Below are 21373 nucleotides of genomic sequence, written 5' to 3' on the forward strand. Positions count from 1 at the left end.
TTTTTCGCGTGGCCTACTTCGCCATGCCGAGATCGATCACCATGCGACCGCGAATGGTGCCTGCCTTCATCTCGTCGAAGATGGCGTTGATATCCCCCAGCGGCCGCTTGGTCACTTTCGGCGTCACCTTGCCTTCGGCGGCGAACTGGAACGCCTCCTTCAGATCTTCGCGCGTGCCCACCAGCGAACCCACCACCTGAATGCCGTCCAGCACCAGGCGCGGAATGCTCAGATCCATGCTCTCCGGCGGCAGCCCCACGGCCACCACTTTACCGCCGGCGCGCACCGCATTCACCGCCGAGTTGAAGGCGGCTTTCGCCACCGCCGTCACCACCGCCGCGTGAGCGCCGCCGGTTTGCTGCTGAATGATCTCCTCCGCGTTTTGCGTTTTGGAGTTGATGGTCAGATCGGCGCCGATCTGTTTGGCGAACTCCAGCTGACCGTCGTTGACGTCGATGGCGACCACTTTGGCGTTAAACACGTTCTTGGCATACTGCAGCGCCAGGTTGCCCAGCCCGCCCAAGCCGTAGATGGCGATCCACTGCCCCGGTTTGATATCGGAAATCTTCACCGCCTTGTAGGTGGTGACGCCGGCGCAGGTGATGCTGCTGGCGGCGAAAGAATCGAGCCCATCCGGCACTTTCACCGCGTAGTCCGCCACCACGATGCACTCTTCCGCCATGCCGCCGTCAACGCTATAGCCGGCGTTTTTCACCGAGCGGCACAGGGTCTCGTTGCCGCTGACGCAGTATTCGCAATGGCCGCACCCCTGGTAAAACCAGGCGACGCTGGCGCGGTCACCCACTTTTAACGAGGTGACGCCCTCACCGACGGCGGAGACCACGCCGATGCCCTCATGCCCCAACGTAATGCCCGGCACCTCACCGAAATCGCCATTTTTCACGTGCAAATCGGTGTGGCACACCCCGCAACACTCCATTTTCAACGCCGCTTCGCCGTGCTTCAGCGGGCGCAGCACTTTATCCTGAATGTCTACGGTATGGTTTTTCGTCACTACGGCAGCTTTCATGGTGTTTTCCTTAGCAGAGTGGGAAGTACAGTTGTTAATGTAGTGACTGTATTCGGTGAGGGCAAGTACCACCTGTTTTGTGTAAAAACAAATAATTAAATATGAATCAGTCTGCTTATTTCATAAAAAACCATTAACAGACGGCGCGATCGTTTTGAGATTGGCAGCCGTGAACGATCGCGCCTCCACGGCTTGATTTATCCCTTGAAGCGATTAACTGGGATTTTGAGGTAGTGCCGCCCATCATCTTCGCAATCTGGCAGAACGCCGCCGCGAATATTGACCTGCAGCGCCATCAGCATCAATTCCGGATGCGGCAACGTGGCGTCTCGCTGCTTTCTTTGCGCGATAAATTGGGCCTTATCCATGTTGGCCACCCAGGGGTTGTTCTCGCGCTGCTCTCGCACGGTGCTTTCCCAGCGGGCCTCACGCCCCGCTGGGCGATAATCATGGCCGGTAAACAGGCGGGTATCCGCAGGCAGGCTCAAGATCCGCTGCAACGAATCCCACAGGGCTTCCGCATTTCCGCCGGGGAAATCGGCCCTTGCGGTGCCGCTGTCCGGCATGAAAAACGTATCGTGAATAAACGCCGCATCGGCGATGTGATAAGTGACGGACGCCAAGGTGTGGCCAGGAGACAGCAAGACTTCAGCACGCAGGTTGCCGATAAAAAAGACGTCCCCATCCGCAAACAGCGCATCCCACAGAGTCTCGGCGGGAGGCAGTTCCTTCAAATTATAAATGTCTTGCCACAGCCCCTGCACGGCGGTAATTTTTTCGCCTATGCCGGTGAGGGCGCCGGTTTTCTGCGCCAGCCAGGTGGCGGCAGAAAAATGGTCGGCATGCGGGTGCGTATCCAGCACCCAGGCCACTCCCCATCCTTGCTGCTGGATAAAGCTTAAAATGGTGCGGGCCTGCTGATGCGAGACCGTGCCCGATCGGCGATCAAAATCCAGCACCGGGTCGATGATGGCGCAGCGACGCGCTGCGGGATCGGCGATGACATACTGCAGGCTGCCGCTTTCCGGCTCATAAAACGCGTGCACTTGCGCGTGAGGCTGAACGGCCTGATGCCGGCCATACCAGCCCAGCGCCTTATCGGCATCGGCGCCATACTCTGCACACTGGCTGCGAAATTGCGCTTCGTCTATCTGGCCTTCGCGCAGCGCATACAGCAGGGAAAGGCAGGCAGAACGCGCTCCGCTCCTGCAATGCGCCAGGGTCTTCTCACCCCGCCGCAACAGGTAATGGAAGATATAAACGGTCTCCCAGGTCAGCGTGTCGAATGTGTAAGGCAGATAGACGTAGCCCATTCCCCATTGCTCAGCCAACGCTTTTTCTTGTTGATGGTTAAGGTACTCGCCCGACTCTTCATCTGGCCGATTGTTGACGATAAACCGATAGCCTTGTTGATGCAGGATGGCGAAATCATTCGCTGCGGGCGCCCCCGAAAAGGAGAGCTGATGATGGTAAGTACGGATGTGCATATTTTTTCCTTTTGTTTTATAGGCTTTTAAAAAGCATATAAAGGGCCAGCACCAACAACATGCCGGCATAGAGCACACGGATAATGTCCTCGCGTTTTTTCAGGCGCTCGGTGAGCGCCACCCCCACGACGCCCCCCAGAACGCCGCCGACGATGAGCCAGCAGGTAATGACCAGCGACACCTTGCCGGACATGGCATAGCTTGCGCTTGTCGATAATCCCATGGCGGAAACCACGACCAGTGAGGTCGCCACCGCTTCAACCAGCGAAAAGCGGAAGAACCAGAGCAGCGCCGGCACCACCAAAAATCCGCCGCCGATGCCCAAAAAACCGGCCACCGCGCCCAGCGCCAGCACGCTGGGCCACACGATGGCGGGATGAAATGTCGGATGGGAGGACGGTAATCCGTTGCCTGCCCGATGATTTTTTTTCAGCGTCAATCCGGCGACAACCAGCATCAGCAGAGAGAAAGGCAGGGTTAAATGGTGCCCGTCCGTCATTTTTCCCACCTGAGAGCCCGCCAGCGTTCCCACCACCGCCACCAGCGAAACGGTAACGCCGGTTTGCCACCGGACGTTTCCTTTGGCGGCATGAACAAAAAGATTGATCAGCGCGCTAATGGCAACGGACATGGCACTGGTGCCTATAACCAAGTGCGTATCCGGGATTTTCACCATATACAGCAGCAAGGGCACGCAGACGATGGATCCGCCTCCCCCGGTCAGAGCCAGGAGAAATCCGACTATTCCCCCGGTTATCACCAACAGCATCAGGGTATAAAAAGTAAAATGGAAAAAATCCAATGCATTAATTCCCTTTCGATATTTATGGCATTTATTAACGATCAGTTTGCGTTGATTGTCAAATAACTTATTACATTTAGCTATTATATATAGCTAAATCGAATATGTGATTTTTAATATAACCATAAGTTCTATAAATTATCTTTAAATCTGAGCCACAACCCCCTACTTTCTTATGAAAGGAGACCTGCATGAAACCAGAAAAAATAAACACCCTGAAGAAAGTTGTTGTTATTGGCGGTGGTTCATCTGGCATCGGCGTCATCGCAAGCATAAGGAAGCGAGTTAAAGATGCGGATATAACTGTCGTTGAACCCAATGACTGTCATTATTACCAGCCGGCATGGACCCTGGTGGGCGGCGGGCTCTTTGATATCAATAAAACGCAGCGCGCCATGCGCGATGTTATTCCTTCTGGCGTCTCATGGCTCCAGGACAGCGTTGTCAGGGTTGATCCCAGTGAAAAATATATCGAGACCCGTCAGGGTAAACGCGTAAGCTATGATTTCCTTATTGTTGCCTGCGGCCTTGTTTTACGTTGGGATAAAATAGAAGGCCTTGAAGAGACGTTAGGATTTAACGGCGTCACCTCTAATTATCGTTTTGATCTTGCAGAATACACCTGGCAACTGGTCCGGGAGATGCAAGGCGGCAAGGCGATATTTTCCCAACCCACGCTTCCCATAAAATGCGCCGGCGCGCCGCAAAAAGCCTTATATCTTTCATGCGATCATTGGCGGCGGCAAGGCGTTCTGAATAATATTAACGTCAATTTCTGCCTTGCGGGCACGGTGGTTTTCGGCATTCCGCAATTTGTCCCCCCGCTGAGCGGCTATTTGGAAAAATACCGTGCACAGGTCAACTTCAATCATAATTTAATCCGTATAGATGGCGAAAATCGGCAAGCGATATTTGCCGTGGAGACAAATGAAGAAGAAAAACGCGAGTTAACCCTGCCCTTCGATATGCTTCACGTGGTGCCGCCTCAATCAGCCCCGGCGTTTATTTCGCAAAGCGGACTCGCGGATGGCGCCGGCTGGTGCGATGTGGATAAATTGACGCTGCAACATAAGCATTGGCCGGATATTTTTGCGGTAGGCGACTGTTGCTCAACGCCAAACGCCAAAACCCTGGCGGCAGCGCGAAAGCAGGTGGTAGTGGTGGCGGAAAACGTCGCGGCACGTATTCATGGCACGCCTCTCACAGCCCATTATGATGGTTATGGTTCCTGTCCATTGACGGTCGAGAAAGGCAAAGTTGTGCTGGCGGAGTTTGGCTATGACGGTAAATTGCTGCCCACGTTTCCACTGCTCGACGCAACCCAGCCCAGCCGTATGGCCTGGTGGCTGAAAGCCTGGTTTTTACCCCGGTTTTATTGGGCGGGCATGCTGCGCGGGGTTGAATGGTTTGCCGGAAGCAAGCGGCCGTGATGCACACTCGGCTCCCCTTGTCGCTCTGGCCGCAGCAGGCGCTTGACTATTTGGCGATACACAGCCACCATCGCTTGCGAGCCCGCAGGCTGATTGCAAGCCGTCACCACTAACCGGTTGATCAACGATGAAAAACGCACCCGCCGTTACGATTCACTACTGTTCACAATGCAACTGGCTGCTGCGCGCCGGCTGGATGGCGCAAGAGCTGCTGAACACCTTCGGCGACGATCTCGCCTCCGTCACCTTGATGCCGGGCACCGGCGGGGTCTACCAAATCAGCGTCGATGGCGTGATGATTTGGGATCGCAAGATTGACGGCGGCTTCCCCGATGCGGCGCAGTTAAAGCAGCGGCTGCGCGATCACAGCTTCCCCGATCGTTCTCTCGGCCACAGCGACGGTAAAAAAGCCAGACACTGAAGGCCGTCAGCGCCCCGTCGGCGGCTGCGCGCCGAGAATGCGCGGCATTGTTTCTTTCATCATTTCCATGAATTTGCGTAAGCGCGCGGGATAATAGCTGGCGTAGGGATACAACAGGTAAATAGGCAGTGGCTCAGCTCGCCACAGGGGTAACAGCGTCTGCAGAGCGCCTTGCGCCAATTCTTCTTTCACCACCCAAGACGACACGATCGCGACGCCCAGCCCTTCCAGCGCCGCCTTGCGCGCCGCATAAAGGCTGTCGGTGCTCAACCTCGGCGCGATGTCGAAACGCCGCTGTTCACCGCTGGTCGCATGGGTCAAGACGACCTCATTACGATAAAAACTGTTTACCGCCAGCCACGGCAATGAGGCCAAATCGTCGAGATCGACGATCGCCGGTCGTTCAGCCAACAGCGCCGGTGACGCCACCGTGCTGCGCGGCACCTCCGCCAGCAACACCGCCACGACCGACGGATCGGTCACCGCACCGACGTGAATGGCGCAATCCACGCCTTCGGGAATAAAGTCCGGAGAATGATCGTTCAGCGTCCACTCAACGTAAGTTTGCGGATAGCGCCGCAAATACTCGCCCAACGGACCGATCAGCTGATCCTGGCCGAATGCGTGCGGCGCCCGCACGCGCAACACGCCGACCGGTTCGTCGCGCGCGCCGCCAAGCCCTTCTTCCAGGCTTTGCCATTGTTCGATCAGCCCCCGCGCCTGGCGGTAACAGCGCTCGCCGTCGTCGGTCAGTTTGAGGGCGTGGGTGGTCCGCTGGATCAGTTTGGCGCCCAGCAGCTGTTCCAATGCCTGCAGACGCCGGCTAATCGTCGGCTGCGAAGTGCCCAGCTGCTGCGCCGCCGCCGACAGGCTGCCGCTTTCGACGATGCGCACCAGCGTATGCAGCAAAGTTATGCGGTCGCCGTTAGGTAAGTTAATTTTATTCATACGTTGAGTGTATAACAGTTTTACCTGCGAGGGGGCTACAGCGGCATGAAGCAAGCGGTAAAAATGGCCGCACATCCACCTTGCAGGAATTTTTGCCATGAGCACCGCCACCACCCACGGCGCACCGTCCGCCAACGTCGTATTTTTGCTGGCCGCCGGCGCCGGCCTCAGCGTCGCGTCAATCTATTACAGCCAGCCCATGCTTGGCATGATGGGCGCCGATTTCCACGCCGGCGTCGCCGATGCCGGCATGGTGCCGACGCTGACTCAGTTAGGCTATGCGCTGGGCATTTTACTGTTGGCACCGCTCGGCGACCGGTACGATCGCCGGCGGATCATTCTGGTAAAAGGCGCGCTGCTGACGCTGACGCTGTTACTCTGCGCTTTTGCTGCCTCGTTCCCGCTGTTGTTGCTCAGCAGCCTGGCGATAGGCCTGACCGCCACCGTCGCGCAGGACATTATCCCCGCAGCCGCCACGCTGGCACCGGAGGCCAGCCGCGGCAAAACCGTCGGCGCAGTGATGACCGGGCTATTGGCCGGCATTTTGCTGTCGCGGGTGTTCAGCGGCGCGCTCGCCGAGTACGCCGGCTGGCGCAGCGTCTACGCACTCGCGGCGCTGGGCGTTTTGCCGATCACGCTGGCGATCTGGCGCATGTTGCCGCGTCTTCGCCCTCATAACGCGCTGAGTTACCCCGCGCTGCTGCGCTCGCTGGGACATCTGTGGGCCGAGTATCCCGCGCTGCGGCGCGCAACGCTGGCGCAAGGCTTTCTGTCATTGGGCTTCAGCGCTTTCTGGTCAACGCTGGCGTTGATGCTGGCGGAGCGCTACCAGATCGGCAGCGCGGCCGCCGGCGCGTTTGGCCTGGCGGGGGCGGCGGGTGCGCTGGCGGCGCCGTTGGCGGGCAGTCTGGCCGATCGGCACGGCCCTGACGTCGTGACCCGTATCGGCGCGGGACTGGTTCTGGCCTCCTTCGCCTTGATGTTTCTGCTGCCGCTGTTGCCGCTCCCGGCGCAACTGGCGCTCATTGCGCTGAGCGCCGTCGGATTCGACCTGGGCATCCAGGCTACGCTGATCGCGCACCAAACCATCGTTTACGGTCTCGATCCGGCAGCCCGCAGCCGATTGAACGCCCTCTTGTTCACCGGCGTGTTCATCGGTATGGCGACCGGCGCCGCCCTCGGCAGCCGCATTCTGGCAAGCGCGGGCTGGCCGGGCGTCGTGGCGCTGGCGACGGCGGCGGGGGCCGTGGCGCTGTGGATCCGCAGCGGGCGCAAAACGGCGCGCGTAGTGGCCTGATAGCGTCCTCTGCTGGCGCAAGCGGTTGATTTCACCCAGGCCTCTTGCGCTATACTGAGCGCCCTTTTTGCTACGCATTTAAAACAATTTTATGATGGAACGCTTGCTAGAAAACGCGATGTACGCCTCCCGCTGGCTGCTCGCACCGGTTTATTTCGGCCTTTCGCTCACTCTGGTCGCCCTGTCGATCAAGTTTTTTCAGGAAATTCTCCACGTCCTGCCAAATATTTTTGCCGTTACCGAAGCCGATCTGGTGTTGACCTTGCTGTCGCTGATCGACATGGCGCTGGTCGGCGGCCTGTTGGTGATGGTGATGTTCTCCGGCTATGAAAACTTCGTCTCGCAATTGGATATCACCGAAGGGAAAGAGAAACTGAGCTGGCTGGGCAAAATGGACGCCACCTCGCTGAAAAACAAGGTCGCCGCATCTATCGTCGCCATCTCCTCCATTCACCTGCTGCGGGTGTTTATGGACGCCAAGAACGTGCCCGACAACAAGCTGATGTGGTATGTGATCATCCACCTCACCTTCGTGCTCTCCGCCTTCGTGATGGGTTATTTGGACAAGGTGACCCGCTCCAAGCACTAAACGCGCCACCACGCCCGATCGTCAGGATCGGGTGTCTTCCCCTCCTTCGCTGTTCCCCAACCGTCACCGCCGTCATGTCTTTCATCTGGCACATCTGATGATAATTTTATTATAATGTTATTACACTCATTATGGACCGAACGCCGGCCACCGCACCGGATTCGCCGCAGACAGGATCACGCACTTCCATGCCATTAAACGGTCACCCCCTGCAATTCAACGATATTCAGGCGATTCTGCCTCATCGTTATCCCTGCCTGTTGGTCGATCGCGTACTGCCCGCCGGCACCTGCATTGCCGAAGGCCGGCTGAGCGCCATCAAGAACATCACCGCCAATGAGCCGACGTTCTGGAACGGCCATGCGCACTTCGCCGGTTTTCCCGGCGTGCTGTTGGTGGAAGCGCTGGCGCAAAGCACCGGGCTGCTGGCGCATTATTATCTCGGGGCGTTGAATGAAGGGGAACATTACTACTTCGCTTCCATTCAGCGGGCGCGGTTTTATCGCGCCGCCCGTCCCGGCGACCAGGTGTTGATGGAGGTCGCCTTTGTACGCCGGCGGGGCGCGATCGCCCGCTTCACCGGCCGCGCCAGCATCGATGGCCGGCGCATTTGCACCGCCGATTTCATGTGCGCCCGTAAATAGGCCGCTTGCCAAAGGAAACCTGCGAATACCATGTCTCTGGTTGACAGCTTACTCAGAACCCTCGATTTCTCTCCGCGCGGCCAGGTGATCGCTCGCGAAACCGACGCCTGGGGCGAAATCATCGTTTCCGATCACAAGGACTACCGCACGCTGCGGTTTGACGGCATCTGCGAGCAAAGCAAGATGAGCCTCAGCAACCCCGCGCAGCCGATCCACAACTACATCAAGGCGATGCTGATGGCGGTGGCCTGGCAGCCGCCGACCTCGGCGCTGATCCTGGGGTTAGGCGGCGGCAGCTTGCTGCGTGCGCTGCACGCGCTCGATCCGGCCATGCGTCTGGACGTGGTTGAACTGCGCGCCGCGGTGATCGCCGTCGCGCGCCGCTATTTTACGCTGCCGGCCACCGACACCATCAGCCTGCGTACCGCCGACGCCATGGACTTTGTGCGCCCGCCCGCCGAGACGCGTTACGATCTGATTTTCTCCGATCTCTATTCGGCGTTCGCCATGGATCCGCAGCAAGGCACCCAGACATTCCTGGAAAACTGCGCCGCGCGGCTGAACGACGGGGGCTGGCTGGTGCTCAATTACCACGATCTGCCCGATGAAAACAGCCTGCTGTACCACAGCCTGCACCGGATATTCGGCACCGTATTATTTTGCGTCGCCCCCAGCGGCAACGTGATCATTTACGCCACGCCGGCGCAGGTGACGTTGCCGCTCAGCACGCTGCGCACGCTGGCCGCCGGCAGCGGCGAGCTGTTCAACTGCGAACTCGGCTACCTGTCACGCAAAATAGAACGGCTGCATTTCCGCTAAGAACGAGCGGCGACGCGGTCTGGCTGGCCGCTTCGTCCACATGGTATTATCATTCAGTCATCATTCTCTGGAGGATCCTGATGGAAAAGAAAACGGCGCGGCTAACGGTGCTGATTGACCCGGACAAGAAGAAAGCCCTGGAAGAGCTGTGCCTGCAGCAGGACGTCACCCCTTCTCAGGTGGTGCGTCAGCTGATCCGCGATTATCTGCACAAGCATCAGGTGGATTATCCCAGCCAGCCGACCCACGCCAATCCGCGCGTCGAGAGCAATTGAACGGCGGCCTGCCCCGCGAACCGTGAAGCGCGCTACACCTGCGCGCGTCCCTAATCCGAATCCTCCACGGCGGTCTGTCCATCCTGCGATATCGCTGCTACTGTTTTAGGCGTTCATTATTCTCTCTTGGGGAAGGAAACGCGCCATGTTCAGCCATATTACCGTCGGCGTCAGCGATCTGGATGCCGCCGCCGCGTTCTACGACGCCATTCTGTTGCCATTGGGCTTACAACGGCGGGAAGTGACGCCGGACGGCGGCCCCGCCGCCCGCTGCTGGGTGATGCCAGGCCAAACGCTGCCGCGTTTTTACGCCTACCAACCCTTCGACAGACAGCCCGCCAGCGCCGGCAACGGCAGCATGCTGGCCTTCCTCGCCGCCGACGAGCTGGCGGTTAAACGCGCCTACGCCGCCGGTCTGCTGGCGGGCGGCAGCAGTGAAGGCGAGCCCGGCGAGCGCGCGCACTACGGCAAAGGCTATTTCGGCGCTTACCTGCGCGATCCCGACGGCAACAAGGTGCATGTGGTTTATCGGGGAGATCTCGCCTGATGAGATGCTCGGTTTACATCGCCACCAGCGTAGACGGATTCATTGCCGGCCCGGATGGCGACATCGACTGGCTGCTGCGGCCCGAATATGCGGTTTCGCTGCTCAATGGGTTGAGTTTTGAAGCGTTTGTCGCCGACATCGACGCGCTGGTGATGGGCCGCCATACCTATGATAAAGTCCGCGCCTTTCCAGAGTGGCCCTATGGCGCACTGCCGGTGGTGGTGCTGTCGACGCAGCCGCCCGCGCCGCACGCAACGGGCCACGTTCGCTGGATGAATGGCGAACCGGCGGCCATCGTGACGCAGTTGGCCGAGCAAGGCTGCCGTCACCTGTATATCGACGGCGGCCAGACCGTGCAGCGCTTCCTGCAGGCCGGCTTGATCGACGAACTGACGATTACGCGCGTGCCGCTGCTGCTGGGCGGCGGTATCCCCTTATTCGGCGCCGATGGCCAGGAGCAGCGCCTGCGCCTGCTTGCCGTCACTTCATCGGACAACGGTTTCGTGCAAGAACGCTACGCGGTTCAGCGCGCGCCGTAACGCAGCATCAGGCGGCGGCCGCCAAAGGCGATGATCAACGCCGCCAATGCCAACAGCGCCGCCACGCCGTAGGTCACCCGCATGCCGTAAGCCGCGGCAGCCGCAGTGCCCGCGACCTGCTGCGAAGCCAGATAAAACAGCGCCCCCATCACCGACGCGCCGGTGATCGCCCCCAGATTGCGCGACAAGTTCACCATGCCGGCGATCAGCCCGCGCCGTTCAGGAAACAGATCCTTCATCAGCATAGTGTTGTTGGCCACCTGAAACAGCGCATAGCCGGCGGTCAACAGCGCGATGGGGGCGATATAGCCGAGCACGCCCCAACGGTTAAACAGCGACAGCAACGCCGCGCCTGCGGCCACCGCCGTCAGCCCAAACTGAGCGATGCGCTGCGATCCGAAGCGATCCACCAGATAGCCGGCCGGTATGCCGGTCAGGATCGCCACCGCCGGCCCCGCCGACATCACCAGCCCGACCTGCGCGGCGCTTAAGCCCAGCGCCCGCGACAGATAGAACGGCCCGACCACCAGCGTGGCGGTCATCACCGTCATCACCAGCGCACTGGCCGCCAGCCCCGCCGTCAGGGCCGGATGGCGGAACATCGACGGCGCAAGCAGCGGCGATGCGGCGCGGCGTTCCACGCGGATAAACAGTGCCCCCGCCAACAGCGCCCCCAACATCAACGCCAGGTTAAGCGCGCCGAAGTCGCCGCGCCCGAGGGTCATCGCCAGCGAATAGCAGAGCAATGCGCCGCCCAGCAGCAACGTGCCGGCGCGATCGAACGGTTCCGCGCGCGTTGCCGCGCGCGGCCCATTCGGCAAGTATCGCCAGGCAAGCCACAGCGCCAGCAGCCCCAGCGGCAGGTTGATCAGGAACATCGCCCGCCAGCCGAAACCGGCGATCAGCGCGCCGCCTAACGACGGCCCCAGCGCGGTGCCCACGGCTGACATAGTGCCGAGCAGCCCCATCGCGCGGCCGATTTTTTCCTTCCCCAGAACCTCGCCCGCCAGCGCCATGGCGATCGACATCATGACTGCGCCCCCCAGCCCCTGCGCCAGGCGCGCTGCCAGCAACAGCCACAGTTGCGGAGCCAGCGCGCAAGCCAGCGAAGCGGCGGTAAACAGCGTAATGCCCGCCAGCAGCAGGCGGCGACGATTGAGGCTGTCGCCCAAACGGCCGATGCCGATAATGCAAGTGGTGACGGCCAGCAAATAGCAGAGCAACACCCACTGCACCGCCTGGAACGAGGCATGGAACGCAGTGGCGAGCGCCGGCAGCCCGACGTTGGCAATGCTGATGCCAAGCGATGACAGCAGCATGCTCAGAGAAAGAGCGGCCAGTATGCCGCGGACGCCTTGCGGCGAAGGGTGGGATAACATGATGAACACTCCTGACATAGACTGCCGGTAAGCCTATGTCAGGGGTTAGCATGGCGGAAGACGCATGGCATGCACTGTATCCATGCACCTGACGCCTTATCTGACGCGAGCCGTTACCAGGCGGCGATTTCCGCCTCGGTGAGCGGCAACGGTTGAGTCACACCGGTTTCCGCCGCCAGGGTGGCCGCTTCCAGCACCGCCATCACCGCCAACGCCTGCGCCGCGGTAACCGGGTTGGCGCCTGCGCCGCGCAACGCATCGCGCACCTGGAAGTAATACTGGCGCTGATCGCCATCCGGCGTCGGCAGCGTGCGCACCGGCTCCGTACCGATAAACAGGCTCATCGCGTCGTCGTCTTTGCCCCACTCCGCCGAACCCGGCGTCACGCCGGCCAGCAGCTGGCTCTCCTGCCCGTCGGCGCGCGCTTTGACCACGCTGCCTTTCTCGCCGTGCACGGTAAAGCGTGAGACGCCGCCCGCCACCAGCATGCTGCCGTGCAGGATCACGCGGTGCGTCGGATAGTTGAGCACCACGTGGGCCCAGTCGTTAATCTGCGCGTTGGGGCGCAACGTGGCGATGTTGGCCTGCACGCTGTGCGGCAAACCGAACAGCTGCAGCGCCTGATCGACCATGTGCGGCCCCAGATCGAACCACAGCCCGCTGCCTGGGAGGTTTTGTTCACGCCAGCGCACCCGTACTTCAGGGCGATAGCGGTCGATATGGGACTCAAAGTGCGTCACCTTACCGATCAGCCCCTGCTCGATCACCTGTTTCACCCCCAGGAAATCGCTGTCCCAGCGACGGTTCTGGAACACCGACAGCAGGCGGCCGTGCTTCTCCGCCGCGGCAATCAGCGCGCGCGCCTGCGCCAAATCCAGCGTAAACGGCTTATCCACCACCACGTGCTTGCCCGCCTCCAGTGCGGCCAGCGCCAGCGGCGCATGGGTGTCGTTCGGCGATGCGATCACCACCAAATCCACCTCCGGCCGGCGGATGGCCTCCAGCGGATCGGCGATCACCTGCGCGTGCGGCAGATCGGCATGTACCTTGGCGGCATCGCGCGAAGCCACCACGCTCAGTTCCAACCCCGGCACCGCGTTAATCAGCGGCGCGTGAAACGCCTTGCCGACAAAGCCGTAGCCAATCAGCGCCACCTGCAACGGTCGAGCGGTATCGTTCATCAGTGTTCTCCTCTAGCGGTCGTCGGCGACGACACAAAGTTCAATCAATGATTGTTCGTCCAGGTTGTCCCACGGGCGATCGGTAAACAGGCGTTGGATCTGCGCCAGATCCGCAACGTGATGCGGCTCGCAGCGATCCAGTTTCATATGGTCGGCCACCAGCCAGCGCTCGCCGCTGTTAGCCAGCATGGCGCGTTTGACCTCTGCATCGGCCTCTTCGCCGGCGCTCAGTCCCAGCTGAGGATGCACCGCGCAGGCGCCCAGCAAGGCGATATCCGCACGGTAGCGCGCCAGCAACGCCAGCGTGGCGCTGCCGGCGAACAGCCGCTGGCGCGCATCCCACTGGCCGCCGAGCAAGATCAGTTGGATTTCCGGCCTGTCGCTCAGGCACTGCGCGATATCCAGCGAAGCGGTGATCACCGTCGCCGGGCCGCGCAACGCCTGCGCCACCGCCAACAGCGTACTGCCCGCATCCAGCATCAGGGTGCTGCCGGGCGGGATCTGCGCGGCCACCGCGCGGCCAAGCCGCTGCTTGACCTGCGGCAACAGCGCAGCGCGCGCCTGGCGCGGCATGCCGGACGGTTCGAGCGCTATCGCGCCGCCGTGATGTTTCTGCGCCAACCCCTGCCGCTCGAGATCGGCCAAGTCGCGGCGCACGGTATCGACCGAAACACCGATGGCGCTGGCCAATTCCGCCACCGCCGCCTGCCCGCGTTCGCTGAGCAAATCCAGTAAATGGCGCTGCCTTGCCGCTTTGTGCATGGGGTCACTCCCGCAGTAAAAAGCATAAAACAGCAATATACAGCAGATAACAGCATCAGAGAAGACGCATTTGCGCGCACAGGAGATCAAACATCTTTTCGCCGCCAGGACAATGATGGAGGCAGAACGCATAACAATCAGGAGAAAGGCATGAACATCGATCTGACGTTTGAAAACCTGAACGCGCGCGCCGTGCAATACAACGCCCGCGCGTCGGTGGAGGATTTTGACGCCTGCATGGCGGAATACGCCGCGCTGGCCCAGCGCGCCAAGGCACAGACGCCCGGCATTTACGATCTGCGTTACGGCATGAGCGCCGCCGAGCGCCTCGATCTGTTCCCGGCTTGCACGCAGCCCGCCCCGCTGCTGATCTTTATTCATGGCGGCTACTGGCATTCGCAGCGCAAAGAGGAAGCCTGTTCGATGGCCGCCGCGTTTGCCCAGCGCGGCGTGGCCGTCGCCACGCTGGAATACACGCTGGCGCCAGAAGCTACGCTGGCGGAGATCGTGCACGAGGTGCGCAGCGCCGTCGCCTGGCTTTATCATCACGGGGCGCCTTTCGGCATCGATCCGGCGCGCATTTTCGTCAGCGGCAGTTCGGCCGGCGGCCACCTGTGCGGCATGCTGATCGCCGACGGCTGGCAGCAACGCTATCGTCTGCCGCCCGATGCGATCAAAGGCGCGCTGGCGCTGAGTGGCCTCTACGATTTGCGCCCGCTATGCGATATCTACATCAACGACTGGCTGCATCTGACGCCCGAACAGGCGCAAACCCTCAGCCCGCTGTTTCTGCTGCCGGAGAAAGACCATGCGCCGCAGATCCTGCTCGACGTCGGCCAGCGCGAAACGCAAGGGTTCAAAAACCAAACGCAGGCCTATTATGACGCCTGCCTGGCGCGCGGCCTCGACGTTCAGTTGCTGGCCGATCGCCACTGCAATCACTTTACGCTGGTCAACGAACTGGCCGATGCGGAAAGCGCGATGTTCCGGCAGGTGATGGCGATGATCGACGCAACGCAACGGTAGCCTGCCGCTGCAACCGCAGCCTGGCGGCGATCGTTATCACCGCCAGCGCGGCGAACAAGGCTCCGCACAGCAGGCTGCCCTGTAGCCCCCACGCGGTGATGGACCAGCCGCCCGCCAGCGAGCCCAGCGCCACGCCCAGATTGATAAAGGCGATATACAGCCCGGTGGCGAACGCCGGCGCCTGCGGCGCTTCGGATGTCAACCAGACCTGCGTCACGATCAAACCGCTGGTGTGCGCCGCTCCCCAATACAGACAAAGCGCCGTCATCGAACCGATATTCGCGCTACCGTAGTGATACAGCAGCGCATAAGCCGCAATCAAGGCTAGCGGGTGCAGCAGCACCGTCAGCGCTCGATGGCGGCTCAACCCCTTGCCGGCCAACAGGTTGCCCGCGACACCGCCCACGCCGAACGCCACCAGAAGAAAGCCGATGACGCCGCCGCTGAGGCCGATTTCACGGCTGAGATATTCAGCCGCGTAAGCATAGACGGCGAACATGGCGGCAAAGATCAGCACGCAGGTGATGATATTCAGCCACAGCGTCCCGCTGCGCAGGATCATCAGCTGTTTGCCATAACTGAGGCGTTGAACGGCGACGTCGGGCAACCGCATCAGCAATCCCGCCGCCGCGAGGAGATTGACCCACGCACAGAACCGGAACGAGGCTTCATAGCTGAACTGCCCGGCGATCCATTGCGTCAACGGTATCCCCAACACCATGCCCATGCTGGTACCGATGAACGCATAGGCGGTTGCTTTGGTGGCCTGATGCGGCGGACAAAGCGCCGCGGCCGCCACCATGGCCAGCGAAAAATAGATCGGATGAAACAACGCCGGCACAATGCGCAGCAGCATCAGCATGGCGAAGCTGTCCGTCTGAGCGGACAGCGCGCTGGCCGCCGCGAACACGGTCAACGCGATCAACAACATGCGTTTGCGATTGAATCGCGACGCCAGCAGCACCAACAGCGGCCCGAGCAGCGCGATGGTCAGGGCGAAGATCCCGACCAGCCAGCCGGCCTGCGCCGTGGAGATGCCATACCGCGCGATGATCTGCGGCAAAATGCCCACCACGCCAAACTCGATGCAGTAAACGCCGAACAGCCCCAGCGCGATGAAGAAAATCGGTGGCATCAGACGCATGACATCGCTCCCGTCGCGGCATAGACCGCCTGACAAATCTCGCCGACAAAGGCGCCGGACATGCCCTCCAGCGCCGTGTTGGTAAACGCCACCACGCTCAGTTGCCGGGCGGGATCGACGAACCACGAGTGGCCATAGGTGCCGCCCATTCGCCAGCTGCCAACGGACTCCGGCGTTTGCGCGGCGATGGGGTCTTTCAGTACGGTAATGCCGAGGCCGAAACCGCGCCCTGGCCAAAACGGCATCGGCAGATCGCCGATTTGGTTGGTGGTCAGCGCCGTCACCCATTCGGCCGGCAGCACCTGCCCGCCCCCCTGGCGCAACGTTTCCAGCAGGCGCAGGAAATCCTCCGCCGAACCGACCATGCCGGCGCCGCCGGAGGCGTACGCCTGCGGATCCAGCGCTCGCGCCGGCGACAGATGAAAACCGGCGCTGCCATCGATAAAGGGTAAACGATCCGGTTGGCGCAAACGGCGCGGCTCGCCGGGATGATCGGCGTAAGCGGCCGCCAAGCGCGCGGCGTCCACCGCCAGGAAATCGGTATCCGTCATCGCCAGCGGCCCGGTCACCCATTTTTTTACTGCCTGCGCCAGCGGCAGGCCGCTCGCCTGTTCGATCGCCGCGCCCAGGATATCGGTGGCGATGGAATAGCGCCACGCCGCGCCGGGCGGAGCCAGCAAAGGGGCGCAGGCAATACGCCGCACGTTCTCCTGCAGGCTGACAGACGCTTCATCCATTCCGTCGGAGACGCCCAGCTGGGCATAGAATCCCCCTTCCGGCTGGAAAAAACGGTAGCTTAGTCCGGCGGTGTGGGTCATGAGATGCCGTAGCGTCATCAACGGAGTGGTGCCGTCCGCCAGCCGCGGGCGAAAATTCGGCAGCCAACGGGTGATCGGATCGTCTAACCGCATGGCGCCTTGCGCCATCAATGCCAGCGCCGCCGTGGACACGATCGGTTTGGATACTGAGGCCAGACGAAACAGCGTATTGAGCGCCATCGGCTTGCCCGCTTCGCGATCTGCCATGCCCGCCGCGCGGTGATAAACGATCTCACCGCCCTGCGCCACCAAAACGACCGCGCCAACCAATCGTTTTTCACGCAAGGCTTGCTCTATCGCGCCGTCAATCGCGTTGGCAGAGGATCCGTATTCATTCATCTTTATTACCCCAGGTAGTCAGCCCATGCTGTCGCCACCGAGCATAGAGCGTGGCGATTAACGAAAAAACAGGCTAGATTTCCTTTCATAGCGGACACTCAAGTCCGCAATGGGGCAAGCAATGGATAATCTGTCTGGGGTGAACGTCTTTGTGCAGGCCGCAGAGACGCTGAGTTTCGTAGAGGCCGGGCGCGTACTCGGCATTTCCGCTTCCGCGGTGGGGAAAAGCATCGCCCGCCTGGAAAATCGGCTGGGCGCGCGTCTGTTCCACCGCAGCACGCGCAGCATGACGCTGACCGCCGAAGGCCGGCTGTTTCTGCACCGCTGCCAGCGCATTCTCGGGGAATTGGCGGCGGCGGAACGGGAAATCAGCGATACGCACAGCGCGCCGCGCGGCAAGCTGCGTGTCAGTTTGCCGCTGGTGGGCGGCCTGCTGAATCCGGTGCTGGCGGAATTTGTCCGGCGTTACCCGGAGATTGAGCTGGAAACCGATTTTTCCGATCGGCGGGTCGCGGTGATCGAAGAAGGGTTCGATGCGGTGATCCGCGTGGGCGATACCGAGGATTCTCGCTTAATGAGCCGCCAACTGGGCACGTTTCACCTACAGCTGGTGGCGGCGCCAGAGTATCTGCGCCGAGCGGGAATACCCCGCCAGCCGGCAGAACTGCGCGATCACGCCTGCCTGTTATACAGATTCCCCACCACCGGCAAAGTCGAGACCTGGCCGGTGGCGGGCGGAGATAAACTGCTCGACGAAGGCCTGGGCAAGCGCACGGTATGCAACACCGTCGACACGCTGATTTACCTGGCGGAACAGGGCCTGGGCATCGCCTGCTTGCCCGATTTCGCGGTGCGAGAGGCGCTGGAGCGACGGCGGCTCCAACCGGTGCTTGGCGACCACTGCCGACACAGTGGCAGTCTCAAAATTCTCTGGCCTTCAAGCAAACATCTTACACCGCGTCTCAGGGCATTTATCGACATCATGAGCGTTCGCCTTTTCTCGACCTGAGTCCTCTATCGTGCTAGAGCAAATTCAGCTTTGCTTTGCACAAAAATAGCTAAGGCGCAGCCTGCCGCGCCTGCCAGCAGCTCTGACGGCGGCGCAGTGCCGTCGTTATATTCCATTCAGAGATATGGAAGCGCCGTTCGTTCTTTCGGGACAACGAAAATCGCCACACAATACCTTTCACCCCGCACTCGTGCATAACCGTATATAAATTCAGGTGTTAACGCCTTGTCATTACCGATAACCGCCCAATTCGCCCATCTGATATTGAACAGCCAGCCGGATGAAAACGCCCTGTCAGCCGCTCGCCGCGGCGTGAAAGATTACTTCGCCTGCGCGCTGCCGATTGCCCGCGGGGCGTTGAGCGATGCCGGTCTGGCAGCGATCGGTAAGACGTTTCCGCCGAACGGCAGCGAGAACCGCGCACTGCGCTATGGCTATGTCAGCCACGCGTTGGACTTCGATGATTACCATCCTGCGCTGCGTGGCCATCCGAGCACCGTAGTGCTCTCAGCCCTGCTGGCGCTGAACGGTGAGAGTGACAATGTCACTGAGCTGTTAACCGCCTATGTCATCGGCGTAGAGGCCGCTGGCCGGCTGGGATTGGCCGCTGGCACGCAACATTACGTGCTGGGTTTTCACAGCACCGCCACCCTGGGCGCGGTCGCCGCCTGCGCCGCCGTGGCGCGTTATCTGCAGCTTGACCAGCGGCAGACGCAGATTGCTCTGGGCCTGGCGGCCACGCAGGCAGCGGGCCTGCGCAGCCAGTTCGGTTCGGCGGCCAAACCGCTGCACGCCGGGTTGGCGGCACGCAACGCGGTCAACGCCGCCCTGCTGGCTCAGGCCGGTTTCATCGGCCAACCGGAGGGCGTGCTGGACAGCCTGCTGACTTCCCACGGCGGCGGCCGGCAAAAACCGGAATGCCTGACCGCCGGCTGGGGCACGCCCTGGCGCATCCTGCAGCCGGGGCTGGAATTCAAGCGGTACCCGACTTGCGGTGGCACTCACAGCGCGGCCGAGGCGGCGCTCGCCCTGCGCGCGCGGCTGCTGGCACAAGGCGACGCCCTTGCGGAGATCGCACAGGTTGAGGTCAGTTTTCCGCCCGGCGCAGATACTGCGCCCTTTATTCGCCAACCGGCCACCGGTGTGGAAGCGCGCTTTAGCCTCGAATACGTCATCGCCGATGCGCTATACCACGGCGAGGTCCCGCTGACGCATTACGGCGAACAGCCTGTCGATGCGGCTATCGCCTCCCTGGCGGCAAAAGTTGAGCGCCATGCCGATCCCACGGCTCCGCCGGACGCGCTCGATCCGGAGATGCGCTTCCATCGCCTGACCCTGACGCTGCAGGACGGGAGGCAAATAAGTGACATAGTCACAAGAAAGCAAACCGCCGCCCGGCCGACAGACCTCGACGCCAAGCTGCGCGCCATTCTGCAGCTGCTTCCGGGCCTCGAAGGCGAGAGCGTTATCCGCGACTGCGCGCTTATGTCCCCTGGCGCGCTGCCGCGACTGATTGCATTGTTAAATTAATAATAAAACAGGAATAATTATGAGTACTTCACCTTCAACACCATCGCGCCAACTCCGTCTCGGCCTGTTCGTTCAGGCGCTGGGGCACCACATCGGGGGATGGCGCGCAGAAGGCGCCAGCGGTTCACCGACCGATATCGACTGGTTCACCTGGATCGCAAAAAAAGCCGAAGAAGGCACCTTCGATATGTTCTTCGTCGGCGACGCGTTGGCAACCAGCGTGCACCGCCTGCCCTCGACGATGTCACGCCTGGAGCCACTGACGCTGCTCGCGGCGCTGGCGGTCAACACCCGCCATATCGGGCTGGCGGCGACCGCCTCCACCACGTTCGATCAACCTTTCCACCTGGCACGCGCCATGGCCTCCATCGACCATATCAGCCACGGCCGCGCCGCCTGGAACGTCGTGACCTCTTTCTCCAGCGATGCGGCGCGCAACTTCAGCCGTGAAGATCTGCCGTCGCACGCCGAACGCTATGAAGTGGCGCGGGAATTCCTCGAGGCCAGCTACAAACTGTGGGACGGCTGGGAAAAAGACGCCATCGTGCGCGATAAGCAAAATGGCGTGTACGCCATCGACGAGAAAATCCACGCCGCCAACCATAAGGGCAAGCATTTCTCGGTGCAGGGCCCGCTGAACATTTCCCGCTCGCCGCAGGGACGGCCGGTGATCATTGAGGCCGGCTCTTCTCCGGCTGGTCAGCAGCTGGCGGCGGAAACCGCCGAAGTGGTGTTCACCGCCGCCGCCAGCCTGGAAGAAGGACAAGCTTTCTACCGCAGTCAGAAAAAATACGTGGCCGACGCCGGCCGCAACCCGGACCACCTGCTGATCCTGCCAGGTGTGATGCCGATTGTCGGGCGTACCAAAGAAGAAGCGCAGGAAACCTGGTACCAGCTGAATCAACTGGTGGATATCGATAACGGCATTGAGCAGCTGTCGGCGCGCTTTGGTTTCGATTTGAGCGATTATCCGCTGGACGGCCCGGTGCCGAACGTGGGCGCCACCGAAGGCGGCCAAAGCCGCGTGAAACTGCTGACCGATCTGGCCGCGCGGGAAAACCTGACGCTGCGTGAGCTGGCGGCCGTCGCGGCCGGTTCGCGCGGCCACCGCGTGGTGGTAGGCACCGCCGAAGAGATCGCCGACGACTTCCAGCTGTGGCTGGAACAGCAAGGCGCAGACGGCTTCAACATCATGCCGGCGGTATTGCCCAACCAGCTGGAACTGTTCGTCGAGCTGGTGATCCCGGAGCTGCGTCGCCGTGGCCTGTTCCGTGAAGAGTATCAGCATGCAACCCTGCGTGAAAACCTGGGTCTGCCGGAACCGGCAATCAACTTCGCTAACGTAAAATCGGCTTAA

The 21373-nt window shown here is 61.1% G+C and carries 22 protein-coding genes; 13 read left to right on the forward strand and 9 right to left on the reverse strand.

Going from position 1 to position 21373, the window contains the following annotated elements:
• Window positions 1-13: 13 nt before the first annotated feature.
• The 3 genes from adhP to ACJ8IJ_RS17435 form a co-directional block, all read right to left on the reverse strand.
• Complete coding sequence (gene adhP, locus ACJ8IJ_RS17425; protein WP_437188897.1) at window positions 14-1030, reverse strand: alcohol dehydrogenase AdhP; 1017 nt, start codon at window positions 1028-1030, stop codon at window positions 14-16.
• A gap of 197 nt (window positions 1031-1227) precedes the next feature.
• Window positions 1228-2517, reverse strand: a complete 1290-nt coding sequence (gene blh, locus ACJ8IJ_RS17430) for a bifunctional sulfur transferase/dioxygenase Blh (RefSeq protein WP_442518402.1) — start codon at window positions 2515-2517, stop codon at window positions 1228-1230.
• Window positions 2518-2533: 16 nt separating this feature from the next.
• Window positions 2534-3319 (reverse strand): sulfite exporter TauE/SafE family protein, encoded by a 786-nt coding sequence (locus ACJ8IJ_RS17435; protein ID WP_080352427.1) that lies wholly within the window; start codon window positions 3317-3319, stop codon window positions 2534-2536.
• Between the two features lie 191 nt (window positions 3320-3510).
• Here ACJ8IJ_RS17435 and ACJ8IJ_RS17440 point away from each other — a divergent pair, with 191 nt between their 5' ends.
• A complete protein-coding gene (locus tag ACJ8IJ_RS17440; protein WP_342579375.1) occupies window positions 3511-4749 on the forward strand; it encodes an NAD(P)/FAD-dependent oxidoreductase in 1239 nt (412 codons plus the stop codon).
• Between the two features lie 127 nt (window positions 4750-4876).
• On the forward strand, window positions 4877-5170 hold the full coding sequence (locus tag ACJ8IJ_RS17445; protein WP_004928553.1) for a SelT/SelW/SelH family protein: 294 nt from the start codon (window positions 4877-4879) through the stop codon (window positions 5168-5170).
• A 6-nt stretch (window positions 5171-5176) separates the two neighbouring features.
• Here the strand turns inward: ACJ8IJ_RS17445 and ACJ8IJ_RS17450 are convergent, their stop codons facing one another.
• On the reverse strand, window positions 5177-6118 hold the full coding sequence (locus ACJ8IJ_RS17450; RefSeq protein WP_015377850.1) for a LysR family transcriptional regulator: 942 nt from the start codon (window positions 6116-6118) through the stop codon (window positions 5177-5179).
• A gap of 97 nt (window positions 6119-6215) precedes the next feature.
• On the opposite strand from ACJ8IJ_RS17450, the gene ACJ8IJ_RS17455 reads away from it, so the two are divergent.
• From ACJ8IJ_RS17455 to ACJ8IJ_RS17485, 7 genes are all read left to right on the forward strand, one after another.
• Window positions 6216-7415, forward strand: a complete 1200-nt coding sequence (locus ACJ8IJ_RS17455; RefSeq protein ID WP_286094144.1) for an MFS transporter — start codon at window positions 6216-6218, stop codon at window positions 7413-7415.
• A gap of 94 nt (window positions 7416-7509) precedes the next feature.
• Entirely contained in the window at window positions 7510-8004 is a 495-nt protein-coding gene (locus ACJ8IJ_RS17460) for a TIGR00645 family protein (RefSeq protein WP_004928561.1), read from the forward strand.
• Window positions 8005-8192: 188 nt separating this feature from the next.
• A complete protein-coding gene (fabZ, locus tag ACJ8IJ_RS17465) occupies window positions 8193-8648 on the forward strand; it encodes a 3-hydroxyacyl-ACP dehydratase FabZ (RefSeq protein WP_004928563.1) in 456 nt (151 codons plus the stop codon).
• 30 nt (window positions 8649-8678) lie between these two features.
• Window positions 8679-9467: a spermidine synthase gene (locus ACJ8IJ_RS17470; protein WP_004928565.1), complete on the forward strand. Its 789-nt coding sequence runs from the start codon at window positions 8679-8681 to the stop codon at window positions 9465-9467.
• A gap of 80 nt (window positions 9468-9547) precedes the next feature.
• A complete protein-coding gene (locus tag ACJ8IJ_RS17475; RefSeq protein ID WP_004928567.1) occupies window positions 9548-9742 on the forward strand; it encodes a ribbon-helix-helix protein, CopG family in 195 nt (64 codons plus the stop codon).
• A gap of 145 nt (window positions 9743-9887) precedes the next feature.
• Window positions 9888-10289, forward strand: coding sequence for a VOC family protein (locus tag ACJ8IJ_RS17480; protein ID WP_015377846.1), 402 nt, complete (start codon window positions 9888-9890; stop codon window positions 10287-10289).
• Window positions 10289-10828 carry a dihydrofolate reductase family protein gene (locus ACJ8IJ_RS17485; protein WP_442518403.1) on the forward strand — a complete coding sequence of 180 codons (540 nt, stop codon included), beginning with the start codon at window positions 10289-10291 and terminating at the stop codon, window positions 10826-10828. Before ACJ8IJ_RS17480 ends, ACJ8IJ_RS17485 begins: the two co-directional genes overlap by 1 nt.
• Here the strand turns inward: ACJ8IJ_RS17485 and ACJ8IJ_RS17490 are convergent.
• The 3 genes from ACJ8IJ_RS17490 to ACJ8IJ_RS17500 form a co-directional block, all read right to left on the reverse strand.
• A complete protein-coding gene (locus ACJ8IJ_RS17490; protein WP_049188841.1) occupies window positions 10813-12207 on the reverse strand; it encodes an MFS transporter in 1395 nt (464 codons plus the stop codon). The two genes, ACJ8IJ_RS17485 and ACJ8IJ_RS17490, sit on opposite strands and share 16 nt — an antisense overlap.
• A gap of 113 nt (window positions 12208-12320) precedes the next feature.
• Window positions 12321-13388, reverse strand: coding sequence for an oxidoreductase (locus ACJ8IJ_RS17495; RefSeq protein WP_049188843.1), 1068 nt, complete (start codon window positions 13386-13388; stop codon window positions 12321-12323).
• Window positions 13389-13400: 12 nt separating this feature from the next.
• Complete coding sequence (locus ACJ8IJ_RS17500) at window positions 13401-14150, reverse strand: DeoR/GlpR family DNA-binding transcription regulator (RefSeq protein WP_049188844.1); 750 nt, start codon at window positions 14148-14150, stop codon at window positions 13401-13403.
• Between the two features lie 150 nt (window positions 14151-14300).
• Between ACJ8IJ_RS17500 and ACJ8IJ_RS17505 the strand changes: the two genes are divergently transcribed.
• Window positions 14301-15176, forward strand: coding sequence for an alpha/beta hydrolase (locus ACJ8IJ_RS17505; RefSeq protein WP_049188846.1), 876 nt, complete (start codon window positions 14301-14303; stop codon window positions 15174-15176).
• On the opposite strand, the gene ACJ8IJ_RS17510 is transcribed toward ACJ8IJ_RS17505, so the two are convergent.
• On the reverse strand, window positions 15103-16320 hold the full coding sequence (locus ACJ8IJ_RS17510; RefSeq protein ID WP_442518404.1) for an MFS transporter: 1218 nt from the start codon (window positions 16318-16320) through the stop codon (window positions 15103-15105). The two genes, ACJ8IJ_RS17505 and ACJ8IJ_RS17510, sit on opposite strands and share 74 nt — an antisense overlap.
• Complete coding sequence (locus ACJ8IJ_RS17515) at window positions 16311-17477, reverse strand: serine hydrolase domain-containing protein (protein ID WP_442518405.1); 1167 nt, start codon at window positions 17475-17477, stop codon at window positions 16311-16313. Before ACJ8IJ_RS17515 ends, ACJ8IJ_RS17510 begins: the two co-directional genes overlap by 10 nt.
• Window positions 17478-17598: 121 nt before the next feature.
• Between ACJ8IJ_RS17515 and ACJ8IJ_RS17520 the strand changes: the two genes are divergently transcribed.
• The 3 genes from ACJ8IJ_RS17520 (at window position 17599) to ACJ8IJ_RS17530 (ending at window position 21373) form a co-directional block, all read left to right on the forward strand.
• Window positions 17599-18486, forward strand: coding sequence for a LysR family transcriptional regulator (locus ACJ8IJ_RS17520; RefSeq protein ID WP_076740227.1), 888 nt, complete (start codon window positions 17599-17601; stop codon window positions 18484-18486).
• 225 nt (window positions 18487-18711) lie between these two features.
• Window positions 18712-20016 carry an MmgE/PrpD family protein gene (locus ACJ8IJ_RS17525; protein WP_442518406.1) on the forward strand — a complete coding sequence of 435 codons (1305 nt, stop codon included), beginning with the start codon at window positions 18712-18714 and terminating at the stop codon, window positions 20014-20016.
• 19 nt (window positions 20017-20035) lie between these two features.
• Complete coding sequence (locus ACJ8IJ_RS17530) at window positions 20036-21373, forward strand: LLM class flavin-dependent oxidoreductase (RefSeq protein ID WP_048795820.1); 1338 nt, start codon at window positions 20036-20038, stop codon at window positions 21371-21373.

The organism is Serratia sp. CY40230 (assembly GCF_052168835.1).
In the GTDB taxonomy this organism is placed as follows: domain Bacteria; phylum Pseudomonadota; class Gammaproteobacteria; order Enterobacterales; family Enterobacteriaceae; genus Serratia; species Serratia nematodiphila.

Coding starts and splice junctions, on each gene's coding strand:
- ACJ8IJ_RS17470 (WP_004928565.1), top strand. CDS start 8,679: ATGTCTCTGGTTGACAGCTTACTCAGAACCCTCGATTTCTCTCCGCGC.
- ACJ8IJ_RS17510 (WP_442518404.1), bottom strand. CDS start 16,320: ATGCGTCTGATGCCACCGATTTTCTTCATCGCGCTGGGGCTGTTCGGC.
- adhP (WP_437188897.1), bottom strand. CDS start 1,030: ATGAAAGCTGCCGTAGTGACGAAAAACCATACCGTAGACATTCAGGAT.
- ACJ8IJ_RS17490 (WP_049188841.1), bottom strand. CDS start 12,207: ATGTTATCCCACCCTTCGCCGCAAGGCGTCCGCGGCATACTGGCCGCT.
- blh (WP_442518402.1), bottom strand. CDS start 2,517: ATGCACATCCGTACTTACCATCATCAGCTCTCCTTTTCGGGGGCGCCC.
- ACJ8IJ_RS17455 (WP_286094144.1), top strand. CDS start 6,216: ATGAGCACCGCCACCACCCACGGCGCACCGTCCGCCAACGTCGTATTT.
- ACJ8IJ_RS17515 (WP_442518405.1), bottom strand. CDS start 17,477: ATGAATGAATACGGATCCTCTGCCAACGCGATTGACGGCGCGATAGAG.
- ACJ8IJ_RS17480 (WP_015377846.1), top strand. CDS start 9,888: ATGTTCAGCCATATTACCGTCGGCGTCAGCGATCTGGATGCCGCCGCC.
- ACJ8IJ_RS17475 (WP_004928567.1), top strand. CDS start 9,548: ATGGAAAAGAAAACGGCGCGGCTAACGGTGCTGATTGACCCGGACAAG.
- ACJ8IJ_RS17440 (WP_342579375.1), top strand. CDS start 3,511: ATGAAACCAGAAAAAATAAACACCCTGAAGAAAGTTGTTGTTATTGGC.
- ACJ8IJ_RS17530 (WP_048795820.1), top strand. CDS start 20,036: ATGAGTACTTCACCTTCAACACCATCGCGCCAACTCCGTCTCGGCCTG.
- ACJ8IJ_RS17460 (WP_004928561.1), top strand. CDS start 7,510: ATGGAACGCTTGCTAGAAAACGCGATGTACGCCTCCCGCTGGCTGCTC.
- ACJ8IJ_RS17485 (WP_442518403.1), top strand. CDS start 10,289: ATGAGATGCTCGGTTTACATCGCCACCAGCGTAGACGGATTCATTGCC.
- ACJ8IJ_RS17450 (WP_015377850.1), bottom strand. CDS start 6,118: ATGAATAAAATTAACTTACCTAACGGCGACCGCATAACTTTGCTGCAT.
- ACJ8IJ_RS17445 (WP_004928553.1), top strand. CDS start 4,877: ATGAAAAACGCACCCGCCGTTACGATTCACTACTGTTCACAATGCAAC.
- fabZ (WP_004928563.1), top strand. CDS start 8,193: ATGCCATTAAACGGTCACCCCCTGCAATTCAACGATATTCAGGCGATT.
- ACJ8IJ_RS17495 (WP_049188843.1), bottom strand. CDS start 13,388: ATGAACGATACCGCTCGACCGTTGCAGGTGGCGCTGATTGGCTACGGC.
- ACJ8IJ_RS17505 (WP_049188846.1), top strand. CDS start 14,301: ATGAACATCGATCTGACGTTTGAAAACCTGAACGCGCGCGCCGTGCAA.
- ACJ8IJ_RS17500 (WP_049188844.1), bottom strand. CDS start 14,150: ATGCACAAAGCGGCAAGGCAGCGCCATTTACTGGATTTGCTCAGCGAA.
- ACJ8IJ_RS17520 (WP_076740227.1), top strand. CDS start 17,599: ATGGATAATCTGTCTGGGGTGAACGTCTTTGTGCAGGCCGCAGAGACG.